This window comes from Kitasatospora atroaurantiaca (assembly GCF_007828955.1).
GTDB classification, from domain to species: domain Bacteria; phylum Actinomycetota; class Actinomycetes; order Streptomycetales; family Streptomycetaceae; genus Kitasatospora; species Kitasatospora atroaurantiaca.
This window is the reverse complement of sequence record NZ_VIVR01000001.1, coordinates 1,114,370-1,131,520: the sequence shown is the minus strand read 5'-3', so window position 1 is coordinate 1,131,520 and position 17,151 is coordinate 1,114,370. Positions and strand designations below refer to the sequence as shown.

Below are 17,151 nucleotides of genomic sequence, written 5' to 3'. Positions count from 1 at the left end.
CACTCGTCCTGTCCCGGTGGTCGTGCTGCTCTCCTGCCGATCCTCCCACGGGGCCGGGCCTCCCGTGGTGCCGGTCAGCCGGCCGCGCCGCGCTGCCCCGGCCGTACCGCGAAGGCGAGCAGCCCCGCGAGGGCGGAGGCGCCCGCGACCGTGGTGAGCGCCACCGGCAAGGAGGCCGCATCCGCCAGGAACCCGATCACCGGCGGACCGATCAGCATGCCCGCGTAGCCGAGGGTGGACGCCGTGGCCACCCCCTGCGGCCCGCCGGCCGCGCCGGCCCGGGCGATCGCCAGCGGGAAGATGTTCGCCAGGCCGATTCCGACCAGGACGAAGCCGGCCAGGACGACGGGCACGGAGGGCGCGAGGGAGGCGATGAGCATCCCGGTGCAGGCCGTGAGACCGCCGGCCAGCATCACCCGGGTCTGGCCGAGCCTGATGGAGAGCCAGGTGCCGCTCACCCGCCCGGCGGTCATCGCGAAGGCGTAGGCCGCGTAGCCGGTCGCGGCGAGGCCCGCGCTCGCATGGACGTCGTCGGTGAGGTGCAGCGTCGCCCAGTCGGCGAGCGCGCCCTCGCCGTAGGCGGTGCACAGCGCGGTCAGGCCGAGCAGGACGACCAGCAGCCGGGCGTTGCGCGGGCTGCTCGTGCTGCGCTGCCTGATGGTACGAGCCTTGGCGGCAGGCAGGGAGGGGGCCGGGCTGCGCAGCAGGACCGCGCCGGCCAGGGCGGTGACCAGCAGCCCGAGACCGCCGCTGAGTGCGAGTGCCCAGGCCGCGCTGAGCGGCCCGGCGAGCAGGCCGCCGATGGCCGCGCCGAGGAGACCGCCGAGGCTGTAGCCGGCGTGGAAGCTGGGCATGACGGGGCGGTCGAGTTCGGCGACCAGGTCGACGGCCGCGCTGTTCATGCTGACGTTCGCCGCGCCGTACCCCGCACCGAAGAGCAGCAGTACGGCGCCCAGGCTCAGGACCGAGTGCGTGTGGGCGGGCAGCGGAACGGCGAGGCTCAGCAGGGCGAGCGAGGCGACCGTGACCGGGCGGGCTCCGTACCTGACGCAGAGTCGGCCGATCACGGCCATGGTCGCGACGGCGCCGGCGGAGATGCAGAGCAGGGCCAGGCCGAGGGCGCTGTGCGAGGCGCTCACCTGTGCCCGGACGTCAGGGATGCGGACCACCCAGGCGGCGAAGAGGAAGCCGTCGACGGCGAAGAAGGCGGTGAGGGCGATGCGGGCGGCGGACCAGGTGCGGGGCTTGAGGCCGCCGATCGGGTGGTTGTGGGCTTCTGAACGGGCGCTGGTTTTGTTTAGTAGCGGCACAAAGTCAGAATAGAGGAGTGCCGCACACACCTACAAGCCCGTTTCCGCCCGGCGCCGAGCCGCGTCGGACCGCTGCCGAGCCGGGTCGGCAAGCCGCCGAGCCGCGTCGCCCTGCTCCCGACCGGGGGCGGACGCTGCTCGGGCCCGCGCTCAGGCTGATCCACACCGGGCAGGCGCCCACCCGGTCTGCGCTCACCAGCGCGCTCGACGTGACCCGGGCCACCGCGGGCGCGGTCAGCGGCGAACTGGAGGCGCTCGGCCTGATCACGGTCGACTCCCGCCCCGCCGGCGGTGGCCGCGGCCGGCCCTCGCACCGGCTCGCCGTCGACCCGGCGGGCCCGGTCGTGATCGCCGCGCAGATCCACGCCGACGGACTGAGCGTCACCCTGGCCGGCCTCGGCGGGCAGCTCGTACAGCCCGTCCACCTGCCGCTGCCCGCGGCCACCGACCCTGCGCGGATGCTGCGCGCCGTCGCCGAGGCCGGGGCGGAACTCGCTCGTTCCTCGGCCCGCCGCTGCCTGGGCGCGGCCCTCGCGCTGCCCAACCCCGTGACCGAGCCGGACGGTACGGCGCTCGCCGCGCTCCACTTCGCCTGGCCGAGCGGCACACCCGTGGCGGACCTGTTCGCGGAACAGCTGCGCCGGGCCGACCTCGGCCCGCGCGCCCGGGCGCCGTTCCCGAGTGCCGTCGCCAACGACGCCAACCTCGCCGCCCTCGCGGAGCACCGCCACGGGGCGGGCAGGGGAGCCCGGCACCTCCTGCTGGTGACCTCCGGCCACCGGGGCGTGGGCGGTGCGCTCGTGATCGACGGCCGGCTGCACACCGGCAGCGCCGGACTCGCCCTGGAGGTCGGCCATCTGACGGTCGATCCGCAGGGCCGGCCGTGCCAGTGCGGCAACCGGGGCTGCCTCAACTCGGAGACCGACCCCGACGCACTGTTCGCCGCAGCGGGCCTCACCCCGGACCCGGATCGGCCGCTGCTCGGCCAGGCCCGCGCGCTCGCCCGGTCCGCCGCCGAGGACCCGCGGGCGCGGGAGGCCGTCGAGCGCGTGGTGGACCGTCTGGGGCTCGGCCTGGCGGGCATGGTGAACATCCTCAACCCGGATCGCATCGTGCTCAGCGGGCTGCATCTGGACCTGCTGGCCGCCGCGCCCGAGCGGCTGGCGGCGGTGGTGGCGGACCGCTGCCTCTGGGGGCGCAGCGGGCGGGTGCCCATCGTGCCGGCCGAGGTCACGCACGCGGGGCTGGTGGGTGCGGCCGAGCTCGCGTGGGAGCCGTATCTGGACGATCCCCAGGCGGTGGCGGGCTGAGGGAGTGGAGGGCGGCCTCCACCGCTGGGTATCAATCCGGGCGCGCGCTACGTTGTGAGAGGAGCAGCGAGAGGGGCAGCGCGATGGCCTATCAGCTGGACCACGTGGTCGTCTGGGTCGCGGACCCGGTGCGGTCGCTCGACTTCTACCGGCAGGTGCTCGGGCTGGAGCCGGTCAGGGCGGAGGAGTACGCCGCCGGGCAGGCCCCGTTCATCAGCGTGCGGCTCGGCCCGGGGACGATCCTCGACCTGACGCCGCTGACCGCAGCCCCGGCGCTCAACGCCGTGCCGGGAGCGGCGGGCACGGCCGGCAACCTGCTCAACCACATCTGCCTGGCGATGCCCGAGGCGGAGTTCGAGGCCCTCCACGAGCGGCTCGTGACGGGCGGGCACCGCACCACCCCGTACCTGAAGGACCTCTTCGGCGCTCGCGGCAACGCGCCCCGCGCCTTCTACTTCGGCGACCCGGACGGGAACGTCTTCGAGGCGCGGTACTACGAGTGACGCCGCGTCGGGAATCAGGTCGGCGCGCGCGGTGTTCGGGACGGCCATGACGATCTCAACGGACAGGGTCCTGCGCTACGCCGCGTTCACCAGCGACCCGGCGGGCGGCAACCCGGCGGGCGTGGTGCTGGACGCCACCGGACTGGACGACGCGGCGCAGCTCGCGATCGCCGCCGAACTCGGCTACTCGGAGACGGCCTTCCTCACCGCAGGGCCGGAACACCGCTCCTACACCGTACGGTACTTCAGCCCGAAGGCCGAGGTGTCGTTCTGCGGGCACGCGACCGTGGCCGCCGCCGTGGCGCTGGCGGAGCGGATCGGGCCGGGCGCGGTGGTGTTCAGGACCCAGGTCGGATCGGTGCCCGTCGAGGTGACGGGCGAGGCGGTCCTGGAGGCGACGCTGACCAGCGTGGAGCCGTACGTCGAGGAGATCGCGGAGCGCGACGTGGCGGAGGCCCTGGCCGCGCTCGGCTGGCAGCGCGAGGAGCTCGACCCGACGCTGCCGCCCCGGATCGCGTACGCCGGCGCCAAGCATCTGGTGCTCGCCGCGGCGACCCGCGAGCGGCTGGCCGACCTGGCGTACGACTTCGACCGGCTGGCCGGGTTCATGACCGAGCGGGATCTGACCACGCTGCAGCTGGTCTGGCGGGAGTCGGCCGACACCTTCCACGTCCGCGACCCCTTCCCGGTCGGCGGAGTGGTCGAGGACCCGGCGACGGGCGCTGCGGCCGCCGCCTTCGGTGCGTACCTGCGCGAGCTCGGCGAGGCCAAGGCGCCCGCCGTCCTCACGCTGCACCAGGGGGAGGACCTGGGCCGCCCCGGGCGGCTGCGGGTGGAGCTGCGCGAGGGCGAGCCGGGGGTCAGGGTCAGCGGCACGGCGGTGCGCATCCCCGGCTGAGCCGGGCGCAGGCGTGCCTACTCCGCAGGGAGTAGGCACGCCCACTTCGCCGGGCTGACGCCCAAGGGGACGGCGCGCTACTAGCCTTCCCGGCATGACCGCTGAACGCCCGCCCTGGCTGCCCCCGTGGGTCCGTGCCGCCAAGGCGGGCTGGCCGGTGGCCGCCTCGGTGCTGGTGGCCGTGGCCCAGGTGGTCGGGACGACGGTCGCCGGCCGGCACCAGGGCCACCGCGTGCCGGTGGACGCCTTCGGCTACCTGCTGCTCCTGCTCGGCCCGGCGCTGCTGGTCTTCCGCCAACGGCATCCGGCGGCCGTGGTGGTGGGCACCACGGCCGTCACCGTGGTCTACGTGCTCGCCGGGTACCCGTACGGGCCGGTGTTCCTGAGCATGGTGGTGGCCTTCTGTGCGGCCGTCCAGCGGGGGCAGCGCCGGGTGGCGTGGATCAGCGCCGGGGTGTTCTACGCCGCGCACCTGCTGCTCTCGTACGTGCTGCCGAGCAGCTGGCTGCGGGGGGCCGAAGGACGGCCGAGCTGGTGGCAGGAGCTGGGCGTGGCGGCCTGGCTGCTGCTCGTGGTGGCCTTCGCGGAGATCCTGCGCTTCCGCCGCGAGCAGATGGCCGCGCACCGGGCCGCGGAGGTGGAGGCGGAGCGCCGCCGGGCCGACGAGGAGCGGCTGCGGATGGCCCGCGAGCTGCACGACATCCTGGCGCACAGCATCTCGCTGATCCATCTCCAGGCGGGCGTGGCGCTGGAGCTGATCGACACCAGGCCGGAGCAGGCCAGGAGCGCACTGGTCACCATCAAGGCCGCCAGCAAGGAGGCGCTGGGCGAGGTGCGCCAGGTGCTGGGCACGCTGCGGGCCCCGGGTGCGGCTGCGCCGCGCAGCCCGGCTCCGGGGCTGGCCAGGCTGGACGAGCTGGCCACCCAGGCCGGGCACGCGGGCCTGACGGTGTCGGTGCAGGTGGAGGGCGATGAGCGTGAGGTACCGGCGGGGCTGGACCTGGCGGCGTTCCGGATCGTCCAGGAGGCGCTGACCAATGTGATCCGGCATTCCGCGGCGCGCGGGGCCACGGTGGTGCTGGACTGGCGCAGCGCGGACGGTCTGGTCGTCCAGGTGGACGACCCCGGGCCGGCCGGGGGCGCCGACGGCGGAGGCTCGGGCAGCGGGTTGGTGGGCATGCGGGAACGGGTCGCGGCGTTCGGCGGCACGCTGGAGGCGGGGCCGCGCGGGGACGGCGGATTCCGGGTACGGGCCTGGCTCCCGACCGGTGAGGAGAGGGGCGAGGTGTGATCCGGGTACTGCTGGCGGACGATCAGGTCCTGGTCAGGGCCGGGTTCCGGGCGCTGCTCGACGCGCAGCCGGACATCGAGGTGGTGGGCGAGGCCGATGACGGTGCCCAGGCCGTCGAGCTCGCCGGCCGGTTCGTCCCCGATGTCGTCCTGATGGACATCCGGATGCCCCGGCTCGACGGGCTGGAGGCCACCCGGCGGATCAGCGGTGATCCCGAGCTGGCGGGTGTGCGGGTGGTGGTGCTCACCACCTTCGAGCTGGACGAGTACGTCTTCGAGGCGCTGCGCGCCGGCGCGGCGGGATTCCTGGTCAAGGACACCGAACCGGCCGACCTGCTGCGCGCCGTACGGGTCGCTGCGGCGGGGGACGCGCTGCTGTCCCCGGGTGTGACCCGCCGTCTGATCGGCGAGTTCGCGGCCCGCTCGAAGTCTCCGGCCACGACCGGGGCCGATCTCTCGGCGCTGACCGAGCGCGAACGGGAGGTGCTGGCGCTGGTCGGCATGGGCCTGTCCAACGACGACATCGCCCGCCGCCTGGTGGTCAGCCCGCTCACCGCGAAAACCCACGTCAGCCGGGCCATGGTGAAGCTCGGCGCCCGCGACCGGGCCCAACTCGTCGTGATCGCGTACGAGTCCGGCCTGGTCCGCCCCGGCTGGCTCGGCTAGCTCGGTCAGCGGGGCGGGCGGTCGGCGGGACCTCGCGGCCTCGCCGTACTTCCCGTGGAGTACGGCGACTGCCGCTGCCGGTAGGACGCGCGGGGAGGTGGCCGGGCGGGAGGCTCGGAGTACCCCGAGACCTGCCGAACGAGGAGATGGATTCCCATGTACGCACTGCAAGCCGTGGCGGACGGCCACTGGCCGGGCCCCTGGTTCCTGCTGTTCCCGCTCTTCTGGCTGGCGCTGGTCTTCCTGGTCGTGGTGGTCCTGCGGCGGACGGTCTGGCGCCGCCACTGCGTCGGCAGTCCGGTTGCGGAGCTGGGCCGCCGGTACGCGCAGGGGGAGATCGACGAGGACGAGTACCGGGCCCGGCGGGCCGTGCTCACCGAGCAGTACAAGGACGGCGCGAAATGATGACGGTCGTGGAGACGGCGGTTGCCGCGCGGGTCGCCGACGCCGTGAAGATCTACGGCGTCGGCGACACCCAGGTCCGGGCGCTGGACCATGTGACGGTCGAGTTCCCGGCCGGGCGGTTCACCGCGATCATGGGGCCGTCCGGCTCAGGCAAGTCGACGCTGATGCACTGCGCGGCGGGCCTGGACACGCTCACCGCCGGGAGCGCTTACATCGGCGGGACCGAGCTGGGAGGGCTGAACGACCGTCGGCTGACGGTGCTTCGGCGCGAGCGGATCGGCTTCGTGTTCCAGTCCTTCAACCTGGTGCCCGCGCTCACCGTGCGGGAGAACATCACCCTGCCGCTGGACCTCGCCGGGGCCGACCCGGACGAGGAGTGGGTCGCGACGCTGATCGACGTGATCGGTCTCGGCGACCGGCTGCGGCACCGGCCGAGCGAGCTCTCCGGCGGCCAGCAGCAGCGCGTCGCGGTGGCGCGGGCGCTGGCCGGGCGGCCGCAGGTGGTCTTCGCCGACGAGCCGACCGGCAACCTGGACTCCCGCAGCGGCGCCGAGGTGCTCGGACTGCTCCGGCAGGCCGTGGACGTGATGGGCCAGGCGGTGGTGATGGTCACCCACGACCCGAGCGCCGCCGCGCACGCCGACGAGGTGCTCTTCCTGGCCGACGGCCGGCTGGTCGACCGGATGTCCGGGCCCACCGCCGACGGCGTGCTGGACCGGATGAAGGCCTTCGAGAGGGGCGAGGGGCGGTGAACGGCACCCTCAGGATCAGCCTGCGCTCGCTGCGCGCCCACCGGCGCCGGCTCGCCGGGACCTTCCTGGCCATCCTGCTGGGCGTCAGCTTCCTGACCGGGACGATGGTCCTCGGCGACACCCTGCGGTCCAACTTCGACACCCTCTTCGCCGACGCCAACGCCGGTACCGACGCGGTGGTGCGCAGTGCCGACGTGCTCGAGGCGCAGAACACGCCGGGCGGCGTACGGGCTCCGGTGGACGCCTCGCTCGCCGACCGGCTGCGCGCGGTGCCCGGGGTGGCCGCGGCCGAGGCCTCCGTCCAGGGTGCCGGGCAGCTGGTGGGGAAGAACGGCGAGCCGGTCGGCGGCCAGGGACCGCCCACCATCGCGGGGAACTGGCTCGCGGACGGCAAGTTGAACCCGTACCACCTGGCCGAGGGCCGAGCGCCCGCCGCGCCGGGGGAGGCGGTGGTCAACCGCGGTGCGGCCAAGGCGGGTGGCCTGAAGGTGGGCGACACCACCGTGCTGCGCACCCCCGACCCGCTGCGGATCACCATCGTCGGCATCGCCACCTTCGGCACCAGCGCCGACGGCATGGGCCCCAGCACCTTCACCGGGCTCACCTTCGCGGACGCCGAGCGCTACCTCATGCCGAAGGGCGAGGGACAGGCCAGTGCGATCAAGGTGCGGGCGGTGCAGGGCACTTCGCAGCGTCAGCTGGTGGAGAAGCTGCAGCCCGGACTGCCCAAGGGCGTCGAGGCGCTGACCGGTGCGGCCGCCACGGCGGAGAGCACGGCCGAGGTGTCGGGACGCTTCCTGAGCATGTTCACCACGCTGCTGCTGGTCTTCGCCGGGATCGCGCTGCTGGTGGCCACCTTCACCATCCACAACACCTTCGCCATCGTGGTCGCCCAGCGGACCAGGGAGAACGCCCTGCTCCGGGCCCTCGGCGCGGCCCGCCGTCAGGTCCTGGCGGCGACCCTGGCCGAGGCGCTGGTGGTCGGCCTGCTCGCCTCGCTGGCCGGGCTGCTCGGCGGTGTCGGCGTCGCGGCCGGGTTGAAGGCCCTGTTCGCCGCGTTCGGCTTCTCGCTGCCGACCGGAGGCATGGTGATCGGCGCGGCCTCGGTCGTCCTGCCGCTCCTGGTCGGCACGGTGGTCGCGCTCGGCTCGGCCCTGCTGCCGGCGGTGCGCGCCGGGCGGACGGCTCCGCTGGCCGCGATGCGGGACACCGCCGTGGACGGCACGGCCGCCGGCCGGTCCGGGCGGGTGCGGTCGGTGCTCGGCGCCCTGCTGCTGGCCGGCGGCGTGCCGGTGACCGTCCTCGGTGCGACGGACGGCCCCTCGGTGGCCCTGGCCACCACGGGTGCGCTGGCCGTCCTGGCCGGCATGGTGGTGCTCGGGCCGGTCGCGGCGGCCCTCGCCGTACGGGTCCTGGGTGCCCCGCTGCCCCGGCTGCGCGGCGTCTCCGGCGCGCTGGCCCGGCGCAACGCGGCCCGCAACCCCGCACGGACGGCGGCGACCGCCACCGCGCTGCTGGTCGGCGTCGCCGTGGTCACCCTGTTCACGGTCTTCGGCGCCTCCATCAAGGCGACCATGGACCGCACGGTGCAGGACTCCTTCGCCGGGGACCTCGCCGTCAGCGCGCCCTCGCGGGGCGCCGGCGGCAGCGGCGTCAGCCCGAAGCTCGCCGACGCCGTGTCAGCTCTGCCCGAGGTGCAGCAGAGCGTCGGTCTCGGCCGGGGCGTGGCCAGGATCGACGGCCACGGCCGGACGCTGGACGTCACCGACCCGGCGCGCCTGGGCGGCATCGTGGACCTGGGCCGGGTCGACGGATCGCTCGCCGCACTGGGGACGGACGGCCTCGCGGTCTCCCGTACCGAGGCGGCCAAGCAGGGCTGGGCGCTGGGCAGTTCGGTCGGCGTCGCCTTCTCGGACGGCACCCAGACGTTCACGGTCAAGGCGCTCTACCAGGGCGGTGGGGTGGCGGGCGACTACCTGATCACCCGCCAGGCCTGGGCCCCGCACCGGGGGCAGGACAGTGACACCATGGTCGCCGTCGCCCTGAAGCCAGGGGTCCCGCTCGGCGAGGGCAAGGCGGCCGTCCAGCGGGTCGCGGCCGAGTTCGGGAACCCGCAGGTGCAGGACCGGGACGAGTACGCGGCGAGCGCCGCCTCGGGCGTCGACATGATGCTGTCGATCGTCTACGCGCTGCTGGCCCTCGCCGTACTGATCGCCCTGCTGGGCATCGCCAACACGCTGACCCTCGCGGTGCACGAGCGGACCAGGGAGCTCGGTCTGCTGCGCGCGGTCGGCCAGACCCGGGGGCAGCTGCGGGCGATGGTCCGCTGGGAGTCGGTGCTGGTCGCCGCCTTCGGGACGGTCGGCGGGCTCGGCCTCGGGGCCTTCCTGGGCTGGGCGCTGGTGAAGGCCTCCGACACGGCGGGTACGGGATCGTTCGCCGTTCCGCCGCTGCAGCTGACGGTGGTCCTGCTCGCCGGGATGCTCGCGGGCGCCGTCGCCGGCCTCCGCCCGGCCGGCCGGGCGGCCAGGCTGGACGTGCTGCAGGCGGTCGCGGCCGAGTGACGGGATGTCGGGCCCCACTCCTCGGGGTGGGGCCCGATAAGCGGAAGCTGTACTTGTCGTAATAGTTACTTATCGTAATTACTTGTTACACTCGGTAGGAGCCAGGAGGTGCCCGGCGATACCGAGGAGAAGCGTGATGGCCATCGAGACCACCGATGTGGACCGGACCGACACCGCGTACCGGGCGTGGCTCAAGGAGGCCGTGCGCAAGGTCCAGGCCGACGCCAACCGCTCCGCCGACACCCACCTGCTGCGCTTCCCGCTGCCGGAGGAGTGGGGCATCGACCTCTACCTCAAGGACGAGTCCACCCACCCCACCGGCAGCCTCAAGCACCGGCTCGCCCGCTCGCTCTTCCTGTACGGGCTGTGCAACGGCTGGATCCGGCCGGGGAAGCCGGTGATCGAGGCGTCCAGCGGCTCCACCGCGGTCTCCGAGGCGTACTTCGCCAAGCTGATCGGCGTGCCCTTCATCGCGGTGATGGCCAAGACCACCAGCCCGGCCAAGATCGACCTGATCGAGTTCCACGGCGGCAGCTGTCACCTTGTCGACAATCCGGGTGAGGTCTACGACGTATCCGCGACGCTCGCGGAGGAGACCGGCGGCCACTACATGGACCAGTTCACGTACGCCGAGCGGGCCACCGACTGGCGCGGCAACAACAACATCGCCGAGTCCGTCTTCGCCCAGCTGAGCCTGGAGCCGCACCCCGAGCCCGCCTGGATCGTCGCCACGGCAGGCACCGGCGGCACCTCGGCCACCATCGCCCGCTATGTCCACTACATGCAGCACGACACCCGGATCTGCGTGGCCGACCCCGAGAACTCCTGCTTCTACGAGGGCTGGGTCAACCACGACCCGGCGGCCAGCTGCGAGAGCGGCTCGCGGATCGAGGGGATCGGCCGCCCGCGGATGGAGCCCAGCTTCGTCCCCGGCGCCATCGACCGGATGATGAAGGTGCCGGACGCGGCGTCGATCGGTACCGTCCGGGTCCTGGAGCAGGTGCTCGGCAAGAAGGCCGGCGCCTCCACCGGGACGGGGCTGTGGAGCGCGCTGAAGATCGTCGCCGAGATGCGGGCGGCCGGGGAACACGGCAGCGTGGTCACCCTGATCTGCGACCCGGGCGACCGCTACCTCGACAAGTACTACTCCGACGCCTGGCTGGCCGAGCAGGGCATCGACATCGCGCCCTACCAGGGCCGGCTGGAACGATTCCTGGACGGAGCCGGTCCGTTCGCCTGAGGCTGACGGCGGGGACGCAAGTCGATGGACGGTCGATCTCGTGACGTGGTACTCAACGCTGTTATGAATGATCTTCTGACTGAACGTCTGGCCCTGCACCCCTTCACCACCGCCGAAGCCGAGCAGGTCGCCACCGCCACCCCCGGCCCCGACAGCAACTGGGCCCCCGGCTACCCGGCCGAGGGCGAGCAGAGCGGCGCCCGGATGTTCCTGCGCGCCTGCGAGGCCGTCGGCGACCCGCACCCCTTCGGCGGCTACGAGATCCGCCTCCGCTCCGACGGCCGGGCCATCGGCGGCATAGGCTTCCACGGCGGCCCGGACGAGGACGGCGCCGTCGAGATCGGCTACGGCCTCGCGGAGTCCTTCCGCGGGCAGGGCTACGCCGCCGAAGCGGTGCGCCGCATGGTGGAGTTCGCCCGCGAGCAGGGTGTCACCACCTTCCTCGGCAACACCACCCACGACAACGTCCCCTCGCAGCACGTGATGCTCGCCGCCGGCCTGCAGTTCGCCAGGCAGGACGAGGAACTCCGGTACTACGAGCTGGCGCTGAAGCAGTAGGGCGCCGAGAGCCGGTCGCTCAGCCCGCCAGGATGAGCTCGCGGACGTGCTCGCGCGCGGCCTCGGCGGCCTCGGCGGGGAGCGCGGCGTCGGTCACCCAGGTGTCCACCTCGGCCAGTTCGGCGAAGGTGGAGAGGCCGACGATGCCCCACTTGGTGTGATCGGCGACCGCGATCACACGGCGGGCGGACGCCACGAAGTTCCGGTTGGTCTCCGCCTCCGCGAGGTTGGGGGTGGAGAGCCCGGCCTCGGGGGAGAGGCCGTGGGTGCCGAGGAAGAGCAGGTCGAAGTGGAGGGAGCGGATCGCCCGGTCCGCCACCGGGCCGACCAGCGAGTCGGAGGGGGTCCGTACGCCGCCGGTCAGCACCACCGTCGCGTGCGGCACACCGCTCTGGCGCTGCGCCCGCTCGAAGACGTCCGCGACCCGGACCGAGTTGGTCACCACGGTCAACTGCTCGATCTCGGTGAGGTGCTGGGCCAGCGCGAAGGTGGTCGTCCCGCCGGAGAGCGCGATCGCGCTGCCGGGGGTGACCAGCCGGGCGGCGGCGAGCGCGATCTCCTCCTTGGCGGAGAGCTCGAGCGCCGACTTGGCCTCGAAGCCGGGCTCGTGGGTGCGGGCCTCCTCGACCACCACCGCGCCGCCGTGCACCTTCTCGACCGCGCCCGCCCTGGCCAGCGCGTCCAGATCCCGGCGGATCGTCATGTCCGAGACGTTCAGCCGCCGGGTCAGCTCGTTGACCCGCACGCCGCCGCGCCGCCGTACCTCGTCGAGGATCAGCGCACGGCGCTGCTCGGCCAGCAGGTTGCTGTTGTCGGCCACGTGGTCGCCCTCCCGGTCTCCGCTACGCGACCATCCTCGCAGATCGCGAATGAGCCGAAGGGCGCGCCGGTGTCGAAAGGGAGGAGCGAGGAAGCGAGCGAAGCGAGCGCGGGAGCGACGAGTGTCGGCGCCGGGTCGGAGCGCCCGGAGGTGAGTGAGCGCAGAGAGGGGGGTCAGCCTGGAAGATCCGCCGGGACGAGCAGCTGCAGCTCCTCGGTGGAGGGGTCGGCGAGCTGGGCGACCCGCATCGCGTGCCGCTCGACCATCGTCTCGAAGACCTGCCGGGCGGTGCGCCCGTTGCCGAAGCCGGGGCCGCGCTCCAGGCCGGCGAAGTGGTCCAGCAGGGCGCCCTCGGTGGCCTCGGCCAGGGCGTACTCGTGTTCGGCGCACTGGGAGCGGGCGATCTCCAGGAGCTCGGAGGCGGAGTAGTCGGGGAAGGTGATGGTGCGCGAGAACCGCGAGGAGACCCCGGGGTTGGCGGAGAGGAAGCGTTCCATCTCGGCCGTGTACCCGGCCACGATCACCACCACCTCGTCGCGGTGGTCCTCCATCAGCTTCACCAGGGTGTCGATCGCCTCCCGGCCGAAGTCCCGGGCACCGTCCTCGGGCGACAGCGCGTACGCCTCGTCGATGAAGAGCACCCCGCCGCGGGCCCGGTCGAAGGCGGCCTGGGTACGGATCGCGGTGGACCCGATGTGCTCCCCGACCAGGTCGACCCGGGCGACCTCGACCAGGTGGCCCTTCTGCAGCACCCCGAGCGAGGCCAGGATCTCGCCGTAGAGCCGGGCCACCGTGGTCTTGCCGGTGCCCGGGGAGCCGGTGAAGACCAGGTGGCGGCGGAGCGAGGGGGCCTTCAGCCCGGCCTGACGCCGCCGTCGGCCGACCGAGATCAGGTCGATCAGGGTGCGCACCTCCTGCTTGACGGTGGCCAGGCCGATCAGCGCGTCCAGCTCGGCGAGGGCCTCGTCGGCGGGCCGGCAGTCGAGGATGGGGGCGATCTGCGCCACCGGGGCGGGGGCGGCGGTCGTCAGCTGCGCGGTACGCGGCGCCGGGACCTCGGCGGCCGGTGCCACGTCGTCGGAGGTGCACGCCTCGGTGACCGGGCCGGGTTCGGAGAACTCGAAGCCCGCCCGGCCGTTCTGCTCGGCCCGGCAGCGGGTGAGCGCGGTGCGGCAGCCATCGATGATGTGGAAGCCGAAGCCCTTGCCGTGCGAGACCCGGCAGTCCTCGAAGCTGCCGCGCCCCTGGGCCGAGACGTACACGGCGGCGTCGGTGCTGCCCCGGACCGTGCACTCGCGCAGCTCGGGGTCGGCGCCCTTGGTGACGATCACGCCGGTGGCGACCTCGGAGATCTCGCAGCCCGTCAGCCGGCCGCCGCTGCCGTGGTCGCGGAACCAGAGCCCGGTGCCGGCCTGCTGGATCCGGCAGTCGGCCAGCGCGACGGTGGCGCCGCCGCTGACCGAGACGGCCGAGCTGCGGATCCGGCTGAACGAGCAGTCCTTCGCGGTCGCCCGGGACTCCCGGTCCAGGACGAAGAGCGCGTCCGGCAGGTCGTGCAGGGCGCAGTCGGTGAGGGTGAGCTGGGCGCCGTCGCTGACCCAGACGGCGGGGTAGTCGCCGGTGCTGGAGTGGATCTCGCTGGCCAGCGCCTCGACGTGGGTGCCCTGATCCCAGACCGAGAGCGCGCCGCGGCCGAAGTCACGGACGGTGCTGTGCTCGAGGGTGAGCCGGGATCGGCCGCGCAGGTCGGCCGCGTTCTCGGGGAGGTCGTGCACCCGGCAGCCGGTGAGGGTGAGTTCGGCCTGGGTGTCGAGGGTGAGGCCGTTGCCGGTGACGCGGTGGATCTCGCAGTCGGCCAGCCGGCCGACCGCCTGCGCCTCGGCCTGCACCCCGCTGCCCCTGATCTCGTAGATCTCGCAGCCGGTCAGCTCGGCACTGCTGCCCTGGTCGGCGAGCAGCACGCCGGCGCCGCTCGCGTGGTGCAGCTTGCAGCGCTCCAGCCGGGCGGTGGCGCCGCCGAGCACCGCCAGACCGGCCTGGCCGGCGGCGGCCACCTCGCTGTCCTCGATCACGGCGGTGGCCTGCGCCCGCAGCCGCAGGCCCAGCCCGGTGGGGTTGCTGACCGTGCAGCCGCGCAGGGTCGCCAGGGCCTGGTCGGTGACCTCGACGCCGACCGCGGAGCGGGTGTCCACCCGGCAGCCGGCCAGCTCGACGGCGGCGTCCGGGCCGGTGACCAGCACGGCGGGGGCCGAGCTCTCCGACCCCTCGATCACCAGGTCGCGTACGGTCGCCGCGGCGGTGACGGTGAGCGGGACTCCGGCGGGCGGGTCGATCCGGACGGTGCCCGGGCCGTCGGCGGCCCGAAGGGTGACCGGCCTGTCGAGCACCAGGTTCTCCCGGAAGGTGCCGGGGCGGACCGTCACGGTGTCACCGGGCTCGGCGGCCGCGAGGGCCTCGCGGAGCGTCTCGTACTCCCCGGCGCGCCGCCGCCACCGCGAGGCGCTGTCCTGCGTGACCCGGACCCTGTGCTCACCCATGACGATCCGTCATCCCCACCTTCGTCGAGCCCTGCGCGCCGCGTGTCCGCCCACGGTAGCGTGCTTCGCCGGTCGCCTCGGCCGCGCGCTGCCACGGACCTCGCCCGCTCGCCTCCGGGCGCTCCGATCCGGTGGCGCGCCCTTCGGCTCAGGGGCCAACCGTCGTCGCAGTCAACGAGCGAGCATGCTTTCGGTTCCGGTTCGTCAGTCCCGGATGTCCGGTACGGGGCGGGGGCCCTCCTCCAGCACCGTGACCTCGTCGCCGAGGCGGACGGTGCCGAGCAGGCTGCCGGTGACGCCCTCGGGGCGCTCGGGGATCAGGTTCTGGCCGAAGGCGAGCTTCTTGCCGAAGCGGTGGTGCCGGCCGAGCGCCCGGAGCGGCTCCGGGCCGCGCCTCTCACCGGTCTCCTGGTCGGTGGTGGTGACCAGGCAGCGGCCGCAGGGCTTGACCACCCGGAAGGTGACCTCGCCGACCCGGATCCGGCGCCAGCCGTCCTCGGCCCACGCCTCGGTGCCGTCGACCACCAGGTTGGGGCGGAAGCGCTCCATCGGGAGCGCGGCCCCCTTCCGCTCGTCGTCCGGGTGGTCCGCGGCGATCCGGGCGTTCAGCTCGGCGAGCGAGGCGGTGGTGGTGAGCAGCAGCGGGTAGCCGTCGGCCATGCTCACGGTGTCACCGGGGGAGGCGTACTCGGGCTCGACGGCCCGGCTGGTGCCGGGGCTGTCCAGATGGACCAGGCGGACGGCCCCGAAGCGCTCGGCGAACCACAGCTGGGCCTCCTTGGCCGCCTCGGCGGCGGTGAAGACCGACCCGAAGACCTCGGCCTGGACGATCGGGTCCCCGGCGGCCGTCGACGGGGCCGCGACCTCCAGGCGGTCGCCGCCCGGGGCGGTGATGCTCAGGGAGCCGTCGGGCGCGGGGAGGACGCGGAGCTGACCCAGCGTCGGGTCGTCGCGCTGGGTGACGGCACGGCCGCGCTCGTCGACGAGCATCCAGCGCCGGTCGCCGGTCAGGCCCCAGGGTTCGACCTGGGCGCTCTCCGGGCTCAGTCGGTAGGCGGACTTGAGGGGGTAGATGTGCAGTCCGGTCAGCTGTGGCATACCCCCATCCTGCCAGGATGCCTCGCGCGCGTGTGCGAGGGAGCACGCACGAAGGCCGCCCGGACCGCTCTGTGCGGTGATCCGGACGGCCCTCGGGACGACCTTGCCCTGCTCGCTCGATCCTCGCTCGCCCGGCGGAACTCCGGTCGGGCTCGTGAGGCGGCCCGGCGCCCTCGTTCGCCGGGTGCGTGTGGTGCGGGTGGGGTCAGTAGGCGTTCCCCTGGTAGCCGGCCTGCGGGTACTGCGCCTGGTCGCCGTACTGGGCGGGACGCTGCGGCTGGGCGGGCCGGACGGGGGTGACCGGGGCGGCGGGGCGGAGCTGGTTCCCGCCGAAGCTCTGGTCGGCGAAGCTCTGCTGGGCCGGGCCGTTGAAGCCCTGGCCCCCGAAGGGCTGGCCTCCGAAGGTCTGGCCGTTGAAGCCCTGCGGCGCCGTGGCGAAGCTGTTCTGCCCGCCGAAGCTCTGGCCGCCGCCGTTCTGGTAGCCGGCCTGCTGCTGGAACGCCGGGGCCGGGGCCTGGGGGCGCTGCGGCGGCAGGTACGGCTGCTGGCCGCCGTACCCGGGAACGGGCGGCTGCGGTGCGGCGGCGTACGAGGCGGGCTGGGCCGGGACGTAGGAGGTGGCGGGGCCGCTGCTCGGACCGGGGCCGAGGGCGAGCCGGGCCGGGGGCAGCGCCGGCAGGTTGCTCGCGGGGCTGTCGAAGCCCGGCGTGCTGTAGCCCGAGCCGTACCCGGAGGCGTAGCCGGAGCCGTAGCCCGAGGAGAGGGCCGGGGGCAGTGCCGCCGGCACGTTGATGGGGGCGATCTGCGGGACACCGCGTTCTGCGACGAGGCTGTCGTAGATGGGCGTGCCGGAGGAGAAGGACGGAGAGGGGTAGCCGACTCCGTCGTAGGAGCGGGGCGAGGTCATGGGGCATACCGTAAGCCCACAATGTGCCTGCTGAGGAGAGTGGAAGGCAGAGGAGTTCGAGTGTTTACAGAGTCTTCGCTCGAACAAAGCTCTCGAAAGCGGTTAGAACGGACATTTTGGCGACGAGATCCGGCCAGCTGAAGGGTGGTCAGGCGCCTGGCGGAGGTCGAACGGGGGGCGAACGGGCCGTTTCGGGCGACGGGCGCCGCCGCCACGGAGCGTCGAGGGCGTGCGCGGCGGCGCACAAGCCCCCCCGTCCGGACGCGGCTCGGCCCGGCAGCCGTGGCCGCCGG

At 73.9% G+C, this 17,151-nt stretch carries 15 protein-coding genes; 10 read left to right on the top strand and 5 right to left on the bottom strand.

What is annotated here, in order from left to right; translation table 11 throughout:
• Window positions 1-74: 74 nt before the first annotated feature.
• Window positions 75-1,310, bottom strand: coding sequence for an MFS transporter (locus tag FB465_RS05140; RefSeq protein ID WP_145787993.1), 1,236 nt, complete (start codon window positions 1,308-1,310; stop codon window positions 75-77).
• A gap of 134 nt (window positions 1,311-1,444) precedes the next feature.
• Here FB465_RS05140 and FB465_RS05135 point away from each other — a divergent pair, with 134 nt between their 5' ends.
• The 10 genes from FB465_RS05135 (at window position 1,445) to FB465_RS05090 (ending at window position 11,496) form a co-directional block, all read left to right on the top strand.
• On the top strand, window positions 1,445-2,620 hold the full coding sequence (locus FB465_RS05135) for an ROK family protein (RefSeq protein WP_246193133.1): 1,176 nt from the start codon (window positions 1,445-1,447) through the stop codon (window positions 2,618-2,620).
• 83 nt (window positions 2,621-2,703) lie between these two features.
• Complete coding sequence (locus tag FB465_RS05130) at window positions 2,704-3,123, top strand: VOC family protein (RefSeq protein ID WP_145787990.1); 420 nt, start codon at window positions 2,704-2,706, stop codon at window positions 3,121-3,123.
• Between the two features lie 46 nt (window positions 3,124-3,169).
• Window positions 3,170-4,021, top strand: coding sequence for a PhzF family phenazine biosynthesis protein (locus FB465_RS05125; protein ID WP_145787988.1), 852 nt, complete (start codon window positions 3,170-3,172; stop codon window positions 4,019-4,021).
• Between the two features lie 94 nt (window positions 4,022-4,115).
• A complete protein-coding gene (locus FB465_RS05120; protein WP_145787986.1) occupies window positions 4,116-5,312 on the top strand; it encodes a sensor histidine kinase in 1,197 nt (398 codons plus the stop codon).
• Window positions 5,309-5,977, top strand: coding sequence for a response regulator (locus FB465_RS05115; protein ID WP_145787984.1), 669 nt, complete (start codon window positions 5,309-5,311; stop codon window positions 5,975-5,977). The genes FB465_RS05120 and FB465_RS05115 overlap by 4 nt, the downstream gene beginning before the upstream one ends.
• A 156-nt stretch (window positions 5,978-6,133) precedes the next feature.
• On the top strand, window positions 6,134-6,382 hold the full coding sequence (locus tag FB465_RS05110) for an SHOCT domain-containing protein (RefSeq protein ID WP_211785725.1): 249 nt from the start codon (window positions 6,134-6,136) through the stop codon (window positions 6,380-6,382).
• Window positions 6,379-7,134, top strand: a complete 756-nt coding sequence (locus tag FB465_RS05105; RefSeq protein WP_145787982.1) for an ABC transporter ATP-binding protein — start codon at window positions 6,379-6,381, stop codon at window positions 7,132-7,134. Before FB465_RS05110 ends, FB465_RS05105 begins: the two co-directional genes overlap by 4 nt.
• Window positions 7,131-9,698, top strand: a complete 2,568-nt coding sequence (locus tag FB465_RS05100) for an ABC transporter permease (protein ID WP_145787980.1) — start codon at window positions 7,131-7,133, stop codon at window positions 9,696-9,698. Before FB465_RS05105 ends, FB465_RS05100 begins: the two co-directional genes overlap by 4 nt.
• A gap of 136 nt (window positions 9,699-9,834) precedes the next feature.
• Complete coding sequence (locus tag FB465_RS05095; RefSeq protein WP_145787978.1) at window positions 9,835-10,938, top strand: PLP-dependent cysteine synthase family protein; 1,104 nt, start codon at window positions 9,835-9,837, stop codon at window positions 10,936-10,938.
• Between the two features lie 63 nt (window positions 10,939-11,001).
• Window positions 11,002-11,496, top strand: coding sequence for a GNAT family N-acetyltransferase (locus FB465_RS05090; RefSeq protein ID WP_145787976.1), 495 nt, complete (start codon window positions 11,002-11,004; stop codon window positions 11,494-11,496).
• 19 nt (window positions 11,497-11,515) lie between these two features.
• On the opposite strand, the gene FB465_RS05085 is transcribed toward FB465_RS05090, so the two are convergent.
• The 4 genes from FB465_RS05085 to FB465_RS37865 form a co-directional block, all read right to left on the bottom strand.
• Window positions 11,516-12,316 carry a DeoR/GlpR family DNA-binding transcription regulator gene (locus tag FB465_RS05085; RefSeq protein WP_145787974.1) on the bottom strand — a complete coding sequence of 267 codons (801 nt, stop codon included), beginning with the start codon at window positions 12,314-12,316 and terminating at the stop codon, window positions 11,516-11,518.
• A gap of 173 nt (window positions 12,317-12,489) precedes the next feature.
• A complete protein-coding gene (locus FB465_RS05080) occupies window positions 12,490-14,853 on the bottom strand; it encodes a right-handed parallel beta-helix repeat-containing protein (RefSeq protein WP_145787972.1) in 2,364 nt (787 codons plus the stop codon).
• Between the two features lie 204 nt (window positions 14,854-15,057).
• A complete protein-coding gene (locus FB465_RS05075; RefSeq protein ID WP_145787970.1) occupies window positions 15,058-15,951 on the bottom strand; it encodes an MOSC domain-containing protein in 894 nt (297 codons plus the stop codon).
• Between the two features lie 205 nt (window positions 15,952-16,156).
• The gene (locus FB465_RS37865) at window positions 16,157-16,858 is read right to left on the bottom strand and encodes a DUF6643 family protein (RefSeq protein ID WP_145787968.1); all 702 of its coding nucleotides are present in this window, start codon (window positions 16,856-16,858) and stop codon (window positions 16,157-16,159) included.
• Window positions 16,859-17,151 lie beyond the last annotated feature (293 nt).

What these genes read in the sequence shown, in the direction of transcription:
- FB465_RS05130 (WP_145787990.1), top strand. Translation starts at nt 2,704, where the DNA reads ATGGCCTATCAGCTGGACCACGTGGTCGTCTGGGTCGCGGACCCGGTG.
- FB465_RS05090 (WP_145787976.1), top strand. Translation starts at nt 11,002, where the DNA reads ATGAATGATCTTCTGACTGAACGTCTGGCCCTGCACCCCTTCACCACC.
- FB465_RS05075 (WP_145787970.1), bottom strand. Translation starts at nt 15,951, where the DNA reads ATGCCACAGCTGACCGGACTGCACATCTACCCCCTCAAGTCCGCCTAC.
- FB465_RS05125 (WP_145787988.1), top strand. Translation starts at nt 3,170, where the DNA reads ATGACGATCTCAACGGACAGGGTCCTGCGCTACGCCGCGTTCACCAGC.
- FB465_RS05095 (WP_145787978.1), top strand. Translation starts at nt 9,835, where the DNA reads ATGGCCATCGAGACCACCGATGTGGACCGGACCGACACCGCGTACCGG.
- FB465_RS05110 (WP_211785725.1), top strand. Translation starts at nt 6,134, where the DNA reads ATGTACGCACTGCAAGCCGTGGCGGACGGCCACTGGCCGGGCCCCTGG.
- FB465_RS05080 (WP_145787972.1), bottom strand. Translation starts at nt 14,853, where the DNA reads ATGGGTGAGCACAGGGTCCGGGTCACGCAGGACAGCGCCTCGCGGTGG.
- FB465_RS05105 (WP_145787982.1), top strand. Translation starts at nt 6,379, where the DNA reads ATGATGACGGTCGTGGAGACGGCGGTTGCCGCGCGGGTCGCCGACGCC.
- FB465_RS37865 (WP_145787968.1), bottom strand. Translation starts at nt 16,858, where the DNA reads ATGACCTCGCCCCGCTCCTACGACGGAGTCGGCTACCCCTCTCCGTCC.
- FB465_RS05120 (WP_145787986.1), top strand. Translation starts at nt 4,116, where the DNA reads ATGACCGCTGAACGCCCGCCCTGGCTGCCCCCGTGGGTCCGTGCCGCC.